Origin of the sequence: Novosphingobium sp. P6W, from assembly GCF_000876675.2 — a bacterium.
Classification (GTDB): Bacteria; Pseudomonadota; Alphaproteobacteria; order Sphingomonadales; family Sphingomonadaceae; genus Novosphingobium.
In genome coordinates this window covers 1006131-1020870 of sequence record NZ_CP030353.1, presented here as the reverse complement: position 1 = coordinate 1020870, position 14740 = coordinate 1006131, and the positions used below count along the sequence as shown (strand labels likewise).

Genomic DNA, 14740 nt, shown 5'->3' with positions numbered 1-14740 from the left:
GGGCGGCGGCGCCGCCCGGGGTGTGTTTCACCGAACATTCGCGACTGGATACACACCATTATGCTCACTCGTCGTACGTTACTTGGCACCGGGGGGCTCGGCGTCGCTGCACTTGCCTTGCCGCGCATGACATTCGCCGCTGAGAAGGCCGATGTCGTCATCATCGGGGCGGGGCTTTCGGGACTCCATTCGGCCGAACTGCTTCGCGAACTCGGCATGAGCGTCATTCTGCTGGAGGCGAACGAGCGCATCGGCGGGCGCGTCCAAACCGTGCAAACGGTCGATGGCGCGATAGATGTTGGCGCCAGCCAGATCGGTCGCAGCTATGCCCGCGTGCTCGACGCCTGCCAGCGCTACGATCTCAAGCTAATATCCGAAGACCGGGATCTGCTTTCTTTCGGCGGATATATCAAAGGCGCCTGGGTGGATCCCAAGGCGTGGGATGCGAACCCGCTGAACAGGACCGTGGGCGACGAGCGCAAAATTAACCCGATCCTGATGGGCCAGGCAGTGACCGCGAAGTTCAATCCGCTTAAAGAAGTGGACGATTGGCTCGACCCAAAGTTTGCGCGCTACGATATCTCGCTTCGCCAACTGATGAAGCGCAACGGCTATTCCGACGCCGCGATCGAACTAGCGAGCTTCTCGGCACCGGGCATCGGCATCGACGAAACCTCGATGCTGCGCATGTGGCAGGAGGAAACGCGCGGCGGGGTGGATCGCCGCAACGGACCACCGCCGCCAATCCGGCACAGCCGCGACCACCCCTTCGGCGAGGCGAACGATCATAACCTGGTGGATGGCCTGGCCTCCACCAACAATATCGTTGGTGGGTGCCAGATGCTGCCACTGGCGATGGGCGCCAAGCTGGGCGAGGCGGTGCGCCTAAACCGCAAAGTCGGTCGGATCGAGATGACTGGCAAAGGCGCAACCGTGACCTGCACGGATGGCAGCGCGGTTTCGGCACGCTTCGTGATTTCAGCAATCCCGTTCTCGGTTCTGCGCAAGGTCGAGATCATCGCCTCGCAGGACAATCGGCTACAGCGCAAGGCGATTGATACGATGCCCTACGCCAACACCGCTCGCATGTACCTGACAGTCGAAAAACCATTCTGGAAGGAAGATGGGTTGCCGCCGTCGTTCTCGACAGATGGCCCGATCGGGATGTTCTGGGCGATCGACAACCATACCGGCGCCGGGCGGCATCGGGCGATGGTGGTTATGGTCGGTCTCGTTGCAAAGGCTATTTCAACGATGTCTTCTGCCGAGGCTGAGGCTTACATCCAGGCCGAGCTGATCCGCATGCGCCCTGCTGCCAAGGGCCTAGTACGCGTAGCGACCTACAAGGATTGGCTGCGGGATCCCAACCAGTTGGGTTGCGGGTTCAGTCTCGCGCCAGGGCAGGTCAACGAATTCGGCCGTACACTCGCGGATCCATGGCAAACACTCCATTTCGCTGGTGAGCATACTCGGCGTCTCGATTTCGGCATGGAATCCGCAATGGAGAGCGGCGAGCGAACCGCCATGGAGATCGCAGCACTTGCGTGAAGCCCCGAGCGCTTGAGAAGTAGAGGATCTCGATCGATTTTCGGCGGCGTCAACATAGTGCCGCGCTCCACTATAATGACTTTAGTCATCCAGTGCTGAGACCCAGGAAAGCGCGCCTTTGCGTATCTTCGATTTAGCGCAAATAGAACCGGTCCTAATTAACGAATTTGCTATTTCCATGTAGCAGCGGCCTCCAAACGTCGGGTAACATCCATTACGCAACTAGGAGTAGTAGGTACGCATGAACGCATCGCCTTCGCGCAACGTGTTCAACCCGATCGGGTCGGTGCACGGCGGTTATGCAGCAACCTTGCTCGACAGCGCTTGCGGCTGCGCGGTGCATTCCAGTCTACCAGTGGGGCAGGGGTACACAACACTGGAACTGAAAGTCGCATACCAGCGCGCACTTGATGAGGCAGCGGGCCCGTTCGTGTGGAAGGCAAGCTGGTGTCGTTGGGGCGTCGTGTCGGCTTTTCCGAGGCGAAGTTGGTCGATGCAAGAGGCAAATTATGCGCGTCGGCTACCTCTACCCTGCTGATCGTTCCAATAGATAGCGGCGATTGATATTCGCGTCGAAGGCAAAAGGAACGGGAATGACATTCTACGGCCAAAACCAATTGATTCGGAATTGGCCTGTGGGGTGCTCGTTTCGCGGGCGACTACCATGGAACCGCGAACGTCCGCTTCAGCCGGAACCTCCCGCCCCCGCATATAATAGCGAACGGCAAGCTTGTTCTATTTCGACGCGATGAACGACGGCGCGAATCGGGCAGCAGATTTTAGCTCGGAAACCACCGAAACTTCCGCGGTTTGCAATGGATTGATGGCCAGCCCAGGGGGAGGGCAAGGGTAGATCAATCAGGAGGCGTGGGGAATGGTGGCCGCTGATACTCGAGCGCGGGGACGCCTGCAGCCGGCGTTCCGACGACGGTGCGGCTGTAAAGGTCCGCAGCGAACGTACTGCGCCCGATTGTCTCGGTAGCGAAATGCAAAACCACAAGGGCGCCCAAACCGAGCCACCATGCCGGATGAACGCGGCCGTAGCGCAGCTTGTCGCGTACAATGCCCGCGAACGGGAAGGCGATCATCCCTATGAAAACCGCAGTGACCATCCAATACATGAGGACGGGGGCGGGCAATAGTCGCCCGAACGCGGGACCCATGATTTGATCTGCCCCCCGCTGAGTGGCCCAGAGACTATGATAGTCTGGACCATGAAAGGGGCATTGAATGCCGAGCAAGAAGCACAAGCCGGAAGAGATCATCGGCAAGCTGCGTGAAGTTGAGATTGTGCTAGCGCAGGGAGCCTCGACTGCCGAGGCATGCCGGCGGATCGCGGTCAGCGAGCAGACCTATTATCGGTGGCGCAAGGAGTATGGCGGCCTGAAGACCGATCAGGCGCGGCGGATGAAGGATCTGGAGAAGGAGAACCAGCGGCTGCGCCGGGCGATCTCGGACCTGACGCTGGACAAGCTGATCCTGCAGGAGGCTGCACGGGGAAACTTCTGAGCCCCGCGCGGCGGCGGCGCTGCATCGATCAGGTACGACGGGATCTGCCAGTCCGGGTATCCGAGCGACGGATATGCCGGGTGCTGGGTCAGCATCGATCGACGCAGCGCAAGATGCCGCGCGGGGCGGATGACGAACAGGCACTGACCGAGGACATCATTGCATTGGCGAAGCAATATGGTCGTTACGGCTACCGCCGGGTCACGGCGTTGCTGTGCCATGCAGGGTGGACGGTGAACCATAAACGTGTCGAGCGGATATGGCGGCGTGAAGGACTGAAAGTCCCGCAGCGCCAGCCAAAGCGCGGGCGTCTATGGCTCAATGACGGATCCTGCATCCGCCTGCGGCCGGAATATCCGGGACATGTATGGGCCTACGACTTCGTCGAAGGGCGCACGCATGATGGCCGCAAGTTCCGCATCCTGACCATCATCGATGAGGCCAGCCGGGAGTGCCTGGCGCTCGTCGTGGCGCGTCGGCTCAGGCATGAGGATGTTCTGGCGGCCTTAGCCGACCTGTTCATCTCGCGCGGCCCTCCGGCACATATACGGTCCGATAATGGCAGCGAATTTATCGCGACCGCCGTCCAGCAATGGCTGGGGCAGATCGGCGTGAAGACGCTCTACATCACGCCGGGATCACCATGGGAGAATGGCTATAACGAAAGCTTCAACGGGTCGCTTCGCGACGAACTGCTCAACGGCGAGATCTTCTACAGCCTCGCCGAAGCCAAGGTGCTGATCGAAGCTTGGCGGCGGCATTACAACACCGTCCGCCCGCATAGCAGTCTGGGATACCGACCACCGGCACCGGAAACGGCGACACCGCCATATCCGGCCTCCGGTTCCGCTTCGCTCCACCTCCGACCGGATATGGCGGCGATGGGCTTAATCCACTAACAAACCAAACGGTCCACTCGGTGGGGGCAGATCAGATTGCTGCCATGCCGCAGATGATTAGGCGCGGGTGCCACTCACGATCTCGCCGTTTGATCACACCGAAGATCAACAGTCCCGCAAACAGAAGAACACTCAAGGGGTTCATTACCAGGAACTGCGCGGGCAAAAAGAAGAAGGGCACTCCAGCCTTTTGCACAGTCCAGACCGTGGTCAGTGTACCTACGGCGACCATCGCAACGGCCCAGCACCCGGCGACCCAGCCCAGCTTACGATGCACCGCGAGAGAACCGGTCGCGGCGAGCGATACCTGGAGCACAAACAACAGGACCCAGCCCATAAACAAGACTGCATGAATGTGCACGTAAAGCGGCGCGTGAAACGTTGATATGCCCATCGCAGCGAAGAACGAGAATGCAGCGACGTTGATTGTAGCCATAACAATGGCGGTAATCGCGTAGAATCTTGTCTCAGCCGCAAAGAATGGCTGCCTTGATGCGACCGATGCCATCACATCTCTCTCCCGCGCACTGTCCCCTGGACTGGCGGCCGCAAGACTACAGTAGTACTTCGGTGGTGGAAAGCGTGCTCTTAGCAAGGCTGCCGGGGATTTCAAAACGAGCGCGTACCGTACGTTTGCGGTGTTGCACGACCTGCCTCTGTCATCGCCCCGCCGCGAGAATGCGTCTAACCACCGACAGACCGGATAACGATTGTGGATGCGCTTTGAAGGGATTTCCCGCCTAGACCAGCAGCTTGTGCGGAAATTAAAGCGCCGAAAAGGCCCAGGCGATGGTGACGCTAGGCGTCATCAACGGGCGTATGAAGGACTATTATGACCTATGGGCGATCCCTCGCGCGATAGAGATCGCGCCGGATGATCTTGATGCAGCTATCCGCGCGACATTCGAACGCCGCGAGACTGCAGTCCCCTCGGAGCGCCCACCGGGTCTCTTGTCCGAAATGAGCGGTGACAGCGCGAAGCAGCGGCAATGGCGAGCCTATGCCGCCTCGCTCGAACTCGAAGATCTCTCGCTTGAGGCCGACATCGATGCTGTATGGGATCTGGTTGGCCCGTAATGTGTCCGATTGACTGGCAAGGGCTAGCACGCAGCTAGATGCCAGCCAATCGGATGACGCTCTGGCACATCTGACTATCATGAGAAAAGCGCAGCGAACTCCGAACCCTGATCTGCCCCCACCGAGTGGACCGTTTGGTTTGTTAGTGGATTAAGCCCATCGCCGCCATATCTGATCTGCCCCCCGCTGAGTGGCCCAGAGACTATGATAGTCTGGACCATGAAAGGGGCATTGAATGCCGAGCAAGAAGCACAAGCCGGAAGAGATCTGAACCGCCCCGGGATTGCCGGAGGCCCGATCTCCTGAGAGAAAGGGTCTACGATGAGCAAGACTACAAACAAGTTTGCGCCTGAGGTTCGTGAGCGAGCGATCCGGATGGTTTTGGATCACGAGGGTGATCATCCTTCCCGCTGGGCGGCAGTCACATCGGTGGCCGAGAAGATCGGCTGCTCCGGCCATACTTTGCTCGAATGGGTAAAGAAGGCCGAGGTGGACAGCGGTAAGCGAGGCGGCGTGCCGACGGAAACTGCCGAGAAGCTAAAAGCTTTGGAGCGCGAGGTTCGCGAACTGCGGCAGGCGAATGAGATCCTTCGCAAGGCGTCGGCATATTTTGCCCATGCGGAGCTCGACCGCCCGTTCAAACGATGATCGATTTTATCGACGAACATCGGGATGCTTATGGGGTCGAGCCGATCTGCCGGGTCCTGCCGATCGCCCCATCAACCTATCATGAGCGTGTCGCCCAGCGCCGGGATCCGGTGCGGCAAACTGCCCGCGTCAAACGCGACAAAGCTCTCAAACCTGAAGTCCTGCGCGTCTTCGCCGAGAACTTCGGGGTGTATGGCGTACGCAAGGTTTGGCGGCAGATGAAGCGCGAAGGTTTCGAGGTGGCGCGCTGCACAGTGGAGCGGCTCATGCGCGATCTGGGCCTGCAGGGGGTGATCCGAGGCAAACCGGTGCGGACCACGATCAGCGACAAGGCGGCATCGTGCCCTCTCGACCAGGTCAATCGCCAGTTCCACGCCCCGGCGCCGAACATGCTCTGGGTTTCCGACTTTACTTATGTCGCAACTTGGGCAGGCTTCGTCTACGTCGCCTTCGTAATCGACGTCTACGCCCGCTACATCGTTGGATGGCGGGTCAGCCGGTCCGCACATGCCAGCTTCGTTCTCGATGCGCTGGAGCAGGCTATCCATGAACGTCGCCCCGTTCACCGAGGCGGGCTCATTCACCATAGCGACCGCGGATCGCAATACGTATCTATTAAGTACACCGAGCGCCTCGCTGAAGCGGGCATCGAACCGTCGGTCGGCAGCGTCGGTGACAGCTACGACAACGCTTTAGCCGAGACAATCAACGGCCTCTACAAAGCTGAGGTAATCCACCGCAGAGGGCCTTGGCGGTCGTTCGAGGCCGTCGAATACGCCACGCTGGAATGGGTCGATTGGTTTAACAACCGGCGGCTCTTGGAGCCCATCGGGAACATCCCGCCGGTCGAAGCCGAGCAACGATATTACGATATGCTGGACGATATCCCAGTGGCAGCTTAATTTAACTAAAATGGCCTCCGGCAGTCCCGGGGCGGTTCAATCATCGGCAAGCTGCGTGAAGTTGAGATTGTGCTAGCGCAGGGAGCCTCGACTGCCGAGGCATGCCGGCGGATCGCGGTCAGCGAGCAGACCTATTATCGGTGGCGCAAGGAGTATGGCGGCCTGAAGACCGATCAGGCGCGGCGGATGAAGGATCTGGAGAAGGAGAACCAGCGGCTTCGCCGTGCGATCTCGGACCTGACGCTGGACAAGCTGATCCTGCAGGAGGCGGCAAAGGGAAACTTCTAAGCCCCGCGCGGCGGCGACGCTGCATTGATCATGTGCGACGAGAGTTTCCGGTATCCGAGCGACGGATATGCCGGGTGCTGGGTCAGCATCGATCGACGCAGCGCAAGATGCCGCGCGGGGCGGATGACGAACAGGCACTGACCGAGGACATCATTGCATTGGCGAAGCAATATGGTCGTTACGGCTACCGCCGGGTCACGGCGTTGCTGTGCCATGCAGGGTGGACGGTGAACCATAAACGTGTCGAGCGGATATGGCGGCGTGAAGGACTGAAAGTCCCGCAGCGCCAGCCAAAGCGCGGGCGTCTATGGCTCAATGACGGATCCTGCATCCGCCTGCGGCCGGAATATCCGGGACATGTATGGGCCTACGACTTCGTCGAAGGGCGCACGCATGATGGCCGCAAGTTCCGCATCCTGACCATCATCGATGAGGCCAGCCGGGAGTGCCTGGCGCTCGTCGTGGCGCGTCGGCTCAGGCATGAGGATGTTCTGGCGGCCTTAGCCGACCTGTTCATCTCGCGCGGCCCTCCGGCACATATACGGTCCGATAATGGCAGCGAATTTATCGCGACCGCCGTCCAGCAATGGCTGGGGCAGATCGGCGTGAAGACGCTCTACATCACGCCGGGATCACCATGGGAGAATGGCTATAACGAAAGCTTCAACGGGTCGCTTCGCGACGAACTGCTCAACGGCGAGATCTTCTACAGCCTCGCCGAAGCCAAGGTGCTGATCGAAGCTTGGCGGCGGCATTACAACACCGTCCGCCCGCATAGCAGTCTGGGATACCGACCACCGGCACCGGAAACGGCGACACCGCCATATCCGGCCTCCGGTTCCGCTTCGCTCCACCTCCGACCGGATATGGCGGCGATGGGCTTAATCCACTAACAAACCAAACGGTCCACTCGGTGGGGGCAGATCACATTCGCGACACCAATCTCTGGACCCGGATCAAGTACATTCCGTTGGCGGGCAACACATATGCCTCGCTCGGCGGGGAATTGCGCCTGCGGCCCGAACTGCGCATCGGCGAGCGCTGGGGTCGCGGCCCGCAGGATGACGACGGCAATTTCCAGCAGCGCACCCGCGTCTGGGCCGATCTCCAGGTCGAGGGCCTGTTCCGCGCCTTCGTGGACCTGGAGCATGCCACCAGCACCGGGCTCGATTCCGTGGTCGCGCCGATCGAGGAGGGCCGGCTGGACTTCAACCAGGCCTTCGTCGAGGCCCATGTGCCGGTCGGTACGGGTCAGGTCACCGCGCGATACGGCCGGCAGGAAATCGGTATCGGCAACCAGACGGTGTTCGACATGCGCGAAGGCGCCAACACCCGCCGCTCGCTGGACCTTCTGCGCGTCATGGGCACGATGGGGCCTTGGGACGGCGGCTTCCTCACCGGCCATGCGGTGCTGGAAAAGCTGGGCACGTTCGATGATGAGACCAACCACGACTACGACCTGACCGGGCTCCACGCCGGGCGCACGTTCGGAGCCGGAACCCATACCGGCCGGGCCGAAATGCTGTTCGTTTCCTCCGACCGTGCCAGCGTGTCCTTCGCCACTGCGCCCGCCGCGCGCGACCGGCGCCGCACGCTCTCGCTGCGCTATGCCGGGAAGGCCGATGCCTGGAGCGTCGATGTGGAAGGCATCCGGCAATGGGGTTCGTTCGGCAACCTCGACATCGATGCCTATTACGTCACCGGCACCATCGCCCACGGCTGGCAGGGCGGGTGGAAGCCCAAGCTGGCGCTGCGCGTCGACGTGGGTTCGGGCGACCGCAATCCCGGCGACGGCAAGGCCGGAACCTACGGCCCGCTGTTCCCCAAGCCGCTCACCTACAACGGCGACCTTGGGCCCCATAACCTGACGATCTTCCAGCCGGTGCTGACGCTCCAGCCGACCGCAAAGCTGACGCTCGACTTCTCGGTGGCAGGGCTGTGGCGCACATCGATCCATGACGGCGTCTATTCGCTTGGCGGGCAAGTGCTGCGCCGCGCCGAAGAAACCGACTCCCGCTTTTTCGGCAAGCGAGCCACAGCGGCCGGGCGCTATGCGCTCAACCCGTACACCACGCTCGGCTTCTACACGATCTACGGCGACGTTTCGGAGAAATTCAAGCCGGGGCGCGACTTGTTCTATGCTGCCGCCTACGTGACGTTCCGTCTGTAAAAATGATTTTCGGGCTAGCCCGGGGGTTTGATTACGGTCTTCTCGCTGATCCCGTATAGCGAAGTTTGCGATCGTTGAAGTTCGCCCATAACTATCTCCGCTATGATGAAGACGAATATCCGCCATGACCTGGGGCTGACACCAAGAGCTTATTTGCGCGGCCAATCTGCCCGGAAAACGGGGCAACCTCATCATCAAAACTTGATTCATTCGCTGAAAGAATGATAGCGCTATCTGGTCGCTGAAACATCAGTGCTGGGAGATTGATGTGCCTAAAATGACCCCATTTCTGTCGCTGCTTGCAGCGTCATGTACGCTTCTGGGATGTAATGGAACCAACCCTGAGGCAGACGCCTCGCAGTCCCTTGGAGTCGACCACGCAAAGGCGGACAATTCCAAATACCTTTCGCAGCCTCTGGTAACCGAGATCTACACCGCGGACCCTTCCGCCCACGTGTGGAACGGGAAGATCTACGTCTATCCCAGTCATGACATCGACGGGCCGACGCCCGAGGACGACCTCGGCAGCCACTTTGAAATGCGCGACTATCGCATCATGTCGATGGACAGGATCGGCGGGAAGGTGACGCTTGGGCCGGTAGCGCTTGATGTCAAGGATGTCCCTTGGGCGGAAAAGCAGATGTGGGCGCCCGACGCGGCCTATCGCGGCGGTACTTATTACCTGTACTTCCCGGCCAAGGACAAGGCCGGGGCGTTTCGCATTGGCGTCGCCACGTCAAAGAGCCCGACCGGGCCGTTCAAGGCGCAGCCGGAGCCGATCAAGGGCAGCTACTCGATCGACCCGGCGGTGTTCACCGACGATGACGGCGAGAGCTACATGTACTTCGGCGGTATCTGGGGCGGCCAGCTCCAGCGCAACATTGGGGGCAAGTACGATCCCAGCGGCTCGAAGACCGACCTTCAAGCCGATGACAAGCCGGCATTGCTGCCGCGTGTCGCGCGCATGAGCAAGGACATGCTGGAATTCGCCGAGGCCCCGCGCGAACTGCGCATCGTGGACGAGAAGGGCAAGCTTCTGCGGGGCGGCGACCACGACCGGCGCTTCTTCGAAGCCTCGTGGATGCACAAGTACAAGGGCAAGTACTACTTCAGCTATTCCACCGGTGACACGCACTTCCTGGCCTACGGGATCGGGGACTCGCCTTATGGGCCGTTCACCTACAAGGGCCGCATCCTCGAGCCGGTCGAAGGCTGGACGACGCATCACTCGATCGTCCAATGGGATGGTCGCTGGTGGTTGTTTTATGCCGACACGCAGCTTTCCGGGCAGACTCGCCTGCGCAACGTGAAGGTGACCGAACTTCATTACAACGCCGATGGGACGATCAAGACGATCAACCCGATGATCCGGCGTTAGAATGACAGGGGCGCCCGCCGGGCGCCCCTGGTTCATTTAAGCAGTTGCAATGAAATGGCCTCGCCCATCGCCTCGTAACCGGCGGGGTTGGGGTGGATCGCATCGCCGCCGTCGTATTCGGGGTTCAGGCGGTCGGGGCGCACGGGATCGCGCATCGCTGCGTCGAAATCGATCACCGCGTCGAAGTGACCGGGCGTGCGGATCCAGGCGTTGATCGCCTGCCGGTCGGCTTCGCTGGCGGCGGTGGGATGATAGTACTCCATGCCCATGAACGGCAGCAGGGTGCCGCCGTAGACCTTGATGCCGTGGGCATGCGCGCGCTCGACAATCTGGCGGTAGGCGGCGGTGACCCCGTCCACCAGCGCGGCGTGAGCATCGGGCGTGGCAGGCGCGTCGCGGGTCAGCATGCCGATATCGTTGATGCCTTCAAGCACGATCAGGTGCGTAACGCCTGGTACCGAGAGCACGTCGCGATCCAAGCGGGCCATCGCGTTCGGTCCCGTGCCGTCGAGCAGCACGCGGTTGCCGCCGATGCCCTGATTTACCACTGCGCGCTTTCCTGAAAGGCGGCGGGCCAGAACGTCGGTCCAGCGATCGTTGCCGTTGGTGGTCGAACCGCGCCCGTCCGTGATCGAATCCCCCAGCGCAATGATTGTACCTGAACTGCAGGCGCGCACCTCAATTCCGGAGAGAATGTACCAGTGGTCGATCCCGGTTGCTGCGGCGAGGTTTGTCTCGGACGCGCGGTCGCCGCTTACCCACCAGGACGTCGCGCGAGAGCCGGGATGGCCGGTCTGCTTTTCGGGCAGCGCGGCGAGGTGCAGCGATATGGCAAGATCGCCAGGCGCGGCAACGGGAATTGAAACCGGATCGGAGAGCCAGTCGGCACCCGGCGGGATGGTTACGCCGGCCCGGCCCTGGAAGCGCAGAGGCACCAGCGATTTCGCGTCGATGGCGGACGCCGCCGGCCCGCTTGCTCTGGCCAGCGTGGCGTTCTCGATCACCAGCGGCGTATCGCCGAAAGCGTTGGAGAAACGGACGCGCAGTTCGCTTCCGGCGATCGAGGAGCGTGCGATCTGGCGCAGCGTGACGTCCCGGAGGGCTGCTGCGGGCAAGCGGTCGTCACCGATCACCGGAAGCTGCGAAGCTCCCCATACGCCGATCCACGGGCATTGAGCGATCACTGGTGCAGCGACGACGGGCAGAGGTGCGCAGAGCGCTAGCGCGGCGGTCAGGGCGGCAAGGGGCAGCATGTTCGGCATGAAAACGATGTCTCCCAAAAAAGAAAGAGCCGGCGCGAAGCCGGCTCAGTGGGGGGGTAGGGAGGGTATTCAGAAATTGGCCCGAAGTCCGACCAGGACCTGACGGCCCGGGTAATAGACCGAATAGGCCGCGTTCGAATATTCGAACGTCGTTCGGATTGGTTCATTGGTGATGTTCAGCACGTCGACCGTCAGGCGCACGCCGTTGTCGAGGAAGGGCAGCTGATAACCGGCCGAAAGGTCGAGTTGGCCTCGTGCATCGGCGCGCAGGTTGGCGCCCTGGATATTATTCTGCGGACCGTTCAGTGCGATCGACTTGTCGTTCCATACGTAGTTCACGCTAACCGACAGGCCGTGGTTCTCGTAGAACCCCTGAAGGTTGTACGAGTACTTCGACACGCCGGTAGCCACCAGACCCGACGACGACGACTGATCAAGGGTCGTGCCGTTGGCCGAGAAGCCGAGGCCCTGGACCAGGAAGTCCAGCGGCTGGACCCAGGTGACTTCAAGGCCCTTGATCTTCAGGCTGGACAAGTTGACCGGGCGGTTCACGGTGATCGCGAGGTCGCTGACTGCCACGCCGTTGGAGGCGGCGCGATTGCGCAGGGCGTCCTGCTGGGTGGACAGCAAGCTGTCGAAGGGAATGTTGAGCGAACCGAAGCTGGCCTGCGTCGTCTGCGTCTCGGTGAAGCCCTGGATATTCTTCATGAAGGCGGAAATGCCGATATATCCGATGCCACCGGTGTAGATTTCACCGCCAATATCAAAGTTATCTGAGGTGTAGGGCGTCAGGTCGGGGTTGCCGGCGCTGGCGACAAGCGCCGAGGGATCGGAGAAGGTGATGCCCGGCAGGATCTGCCCCGCGTCAGGGCGGGTCATCGTCCGCGATGCCGCGGCGCGCAGCTTGATGGAGTCGGTCAGGTCGTAGGTGACGTTGATCGACGGCAGGAAGTTTTCGTAGTTCGACTTCGAAGTGATATCGACGATCGCGGTGCCGACCTGGCTCGGTCCGACAACGAGCTGGCGCGTGTGAGCATAGCGCACGCCTGCGTTGGCGTGCAGGTCGCGACCGAACAATTGGGTCACGCCGTTGAGTTCGAAGTAGGCTCCCCAGACCTGCTCGTCCATGTCGCCGGTAGCGCCGCCTGTGACTGCACCGCGCGCTTCGGGGGCGTTGTCACGGAACGATGCGTAGTTGGTCGCATCCTTCAACGCATTGAAGTTAGGTACGACAAAGGCGTCGTAACCCACGCTGCCACTGGCGAGGTGGCCGAAGTTGTTGACCGGGAAGCTGCGCAGATACTGCGCGATGGCGCTGGTCGGCACAGATCCGGTGGCGCCGGTGCAGCCCGCGCCGCAAACCGAAAGCTGATAGGCAGGGCTGTTGTCGTAAGCGCGAATGGAGCGCTGGGCACGGTCATAGGCCGCACCGATCTTGATGCTGAACTGGTCGTCGCCCAGGGTCGTATCGAAATGCGCGCCCTTGGTTTCGGTGCTGCGGCGTACCAGCGCTATGTTCTGGCGATACCACTGCCAGCCCAGGTTGGGGTTGTTGAGGTCCACGTTAGTGGTGATGAGCGGCTGGTTGCTCGCGCCGCTGTTGTCGTAATAGACGTCCACCCCTGAATTTGGTGCGGTCTGGAACGCAAAGGTCGGCTGCTCACGGAAGAAGCTGCTCTTTGACCAGTTCACGCTGGCTTCGACCTTGACTGTGTCGGAGGGCTGCCACGTCATGCTGGGATTGATGTTCCAGAACTTCGTGGTCTGCTTGAACTGGCTTGCTTCAAGGAAGAACGAGGAGTTCGCGAACGTGCCGCTGGTCACTACGCCGTTGTCGTCCACTGTGAGGTCGATCGGGATCATGCCGCCCGTCGCCTGCGCGCCAGTGCCGGGGCCCGAGTTGCGGACCTGCCAGTTCATGTTCACCTTCGAGAAGTCACGCTTGGAACGTGCCCAGATACCGTCGATGGCGAAGTGCAGTTCGTCGCTGGGGCGCCATTCGAGGGACGCCAGCGCCGAGATGCGCGAACGGTCGCCGGTGGTCAGGCTGTTCCGGCCAAGGCGGGGTAGCAGAGCGGTGCTGAGCTGGCTGCGAGTCAGGCCCGAAGTGGCGACGACATCGACCGGTTGACCCGCGACGAGGCCATGGCCGGCATTGGCTGGCACCCTGGACGCCCAGTTCCAGTTATTGTTGCCTGGATCGGTGCAACCGGTTCCGCACGACAGGTTGCCGTCACCCCACCCCACGGTTTCGAAGCCGTCGACACGGGTCTTGGTTTTCACACCGGCGACGCCGATCAAGATGCCGAACGTGTCGGTCGTGTGGCTGGCAACGAGCGCGCCTCGCGGGCTTACCTTGCCGTTGCTGTCGGTGTACTGGCCCTGCGCGACGACAGTGACATGCGTGCCCTCCTTGTCGAAAGGACGGGCGTTGCGCAGGTTCACGGTGCCGGCGATCCCGCCTTCGAGCGTCGAGGGCGAGGGGCTTTTCTGAAGGTCGAGCCGGGTGAAGAGTTCCGACGGGAAGAAGTCGAGGTCGACTTCGCGGTTGGCGCTTCCGCCGTTCGTGCCGCCGTCCGAGGCGACCTGCAACTGCGAACCGTTGAGCAGCACGCGGGTGAAGCTCGGGCCAAGGCCGCGAATGGCGACCTGCGTGCCTTCGCCGGTAATGTCGCGGTTCAGACGCACGCCGGGCATGCGGTTGAGCGTCTCGGCCAGATTGGTCGCGGGCAGCTTGCCGATATCTTCGGCAAAGATGCTGTCGCCGAACGTCACGGCGTCGCGCTTGGCGTTGGTCGCACTCTGAAGCGAGCCACGGATGCCGGTGACGATGATGTCTTCGGCCGATGCCTGGCCATCACCGACCGCCTGTTCGGCCGCAGGAGCAGGCTCGGTGGCAGCGGCATCCTGAGCCTGTGCGGCAAACCCGATAAAGGGGCTCAGTGCGGCAGCGCCCAGCAGGATCGAACGGACATTCACAAAACTACGTCGCATAATCGATGTACTCCCTCCCAACGTCTGCGGCTGATTCGTTGCAACTCGCAGAATACGCTAAGTTT

Annotated in this window: 10 protein-coding genes, 1 pseudogene and 1 other annotated feature; of the genes and pseudogenes, 8 read left to right on the top strand and 3 right to left on the bottom strand. The window is 61.4% G+C overall.

All coding sequences use genetic code 11. The features are described 5' to 3' along the window. Window positions 1–60 precede the first annotated feature (60 nt). The 3 genes from TQ38_RS20795 to TQ38_RS20780 all read left to right on the top strand — a co-directional run bounded on the left by TQ38_RS20795 (window position 61) and on the right by TQ38_RS20780 (window position 3956). Complete coding sequence (locus TQ38_RS20795) at window positions 61–1548, top strand: NAD(P)/FAD-dependent oxidoreductase (protein ID WP_082057837.1); 1488 nt, start codon at window positions 61–63, stop codon at window positions 1546–1548. 241 nt (window positions 1549–1789) lie between these two features. Then, window positions 1790–2086 carry a PaaI family thioesterase gene (locus tag TQ38_RS31510; protein ID WP_205316179.1) on the top strand — a complete coding sequence of 99 codons (297 nt, stop codon included), beginning with the start codon at window positions 1790–1792 and terminating at the stop codon, window positions 2084–2086. 692 nt (window positions 2087–2778) lie between these two features. After that, window positions 2779–3956, top strand: a protein-coding gene (locus tag TQ38_RS20780; protein ID WP_113941902.1) for an IS3 family transposase whose coding sequence is annotated in 2 segments (ribosomal slippage) — window positions 2779–3043 and window positions 3043–3956 — 1179 coding nt in all. Because the reading frame shifts where the segments join, the coding sequence is not laid out codon by codon here. A 31-nt stretch (window positions 3957–3987) separates the two neighbouring features. Here TQ38_RS20780 and TQ38_RS20775 read toward each other — a convergent pair. Then, window positions 3988–4464, bottom strand: coding sequence for a hypothetical protein (locus TQ38_RS20775; protein WP_052506030.1), 477 nt, complete (start codon window positions 4462–4464; stop codon window positions 3988–3990). A 275-nt stretch (window positions 4465–4739) separates the two neighbouring features. Between TQ38_RS20775 and TQ38_RS20770 the strand changes: the two are divergent. From TQ38_RS20770 to TQ38_RS20750, 5 genes and pseudogenes are all read left to right on the top strand, one after another. Next, window positions 4740–5033, top strand: a pseudogene (locus TQ38_RS20770) (nucleotidyl transferase AbiEii/AbiGii toxin family protein); the annotation flags it as partial. A 321-nt stretch (window positions 5034–5354) separates the two neighbouring features. Next, a protein-coding gene (locus tag TQ38_RS20765) for an IS3 family transposase (protein WP_113942013.1) occupies window positions 5355–6583 on the top strand; the annotation gives its coding sequence in 2 pieces (ribosomal slippage) (window positions 5355–5643 and window positions 5643–6583; 1230 coding nt in all). Further along, window positions 5636–5752: a sequence feature (AL1L pseudoknot), on the top strand. It overlaps the preceding gene by 117 nt. Window positions 6584–6622: 39 nt before the next feature. Then, window positions 6623–7764 (top strand): IS3 family transposase gene (locus tag TQ38_RS20760; protein WP_113942012.1). Its coding sequence is split into 2 segments (ribosomal slippage): window positions 6623–6857 and window positions 6857–7764, totalling 1143 coding nucleotides; the frame shifts between segments, so codons are not numbered across the junction. Between the two features lie 20 nt (window positions 7765–7784). Further along, the gene (locus TQ38_RS20755) at window positions 7785–9041 is read left to right on the top strand and encodes an alginate export family protein (protein WP_240198169.1); all 1257 of its coding nucleotides are present in this window, start codon (window positions 7785–7787) and stop codon (window positions 9039–9041) included. 277 nt (window positions 9042–9318) lie between these two features. Then, a complete protein-coding gene (locus TQ38_RS20750) occupies window positions 9319–10419 on the top strand; it encodes a glycoside hydrolase family 43 protein (RefSeq protein ID WP_082057804.1) in 1101 nt (366 codons plus the stop codon). Between the two features lie 32 nt (window positions 10420–10451). Here TQ38_RS20750 and TQ38_RS20745 read toward each other — a convergent pair whose 3' ends face one another. Then, entirely contained in the window at window positions 10452–11681 is a 1230-nt protein-coding gene (locus tag TQ38_RS20745; RefSeq protein WP_370059826.1) for an SGNH/GDSL hydrolase family protein, read from the bottom strand. A gap of 69 nt (window positions 11682–11750) precedes the next feature. Beyond that, the gene (locus tag TQ38_RS20740) at window positions 11751–14675 is read right to left on the bottom strand and encodes a TonB-dependent receptor (protein ID WP_043977378.1); all 2925 of its coding nucleotides are present in this window, start codon (window positions 14673–14675) and stop codon (window positions 11751–11753) included. Between the last annotated feature and the right edge of the window lie 65 nt (window positions 14676–14740).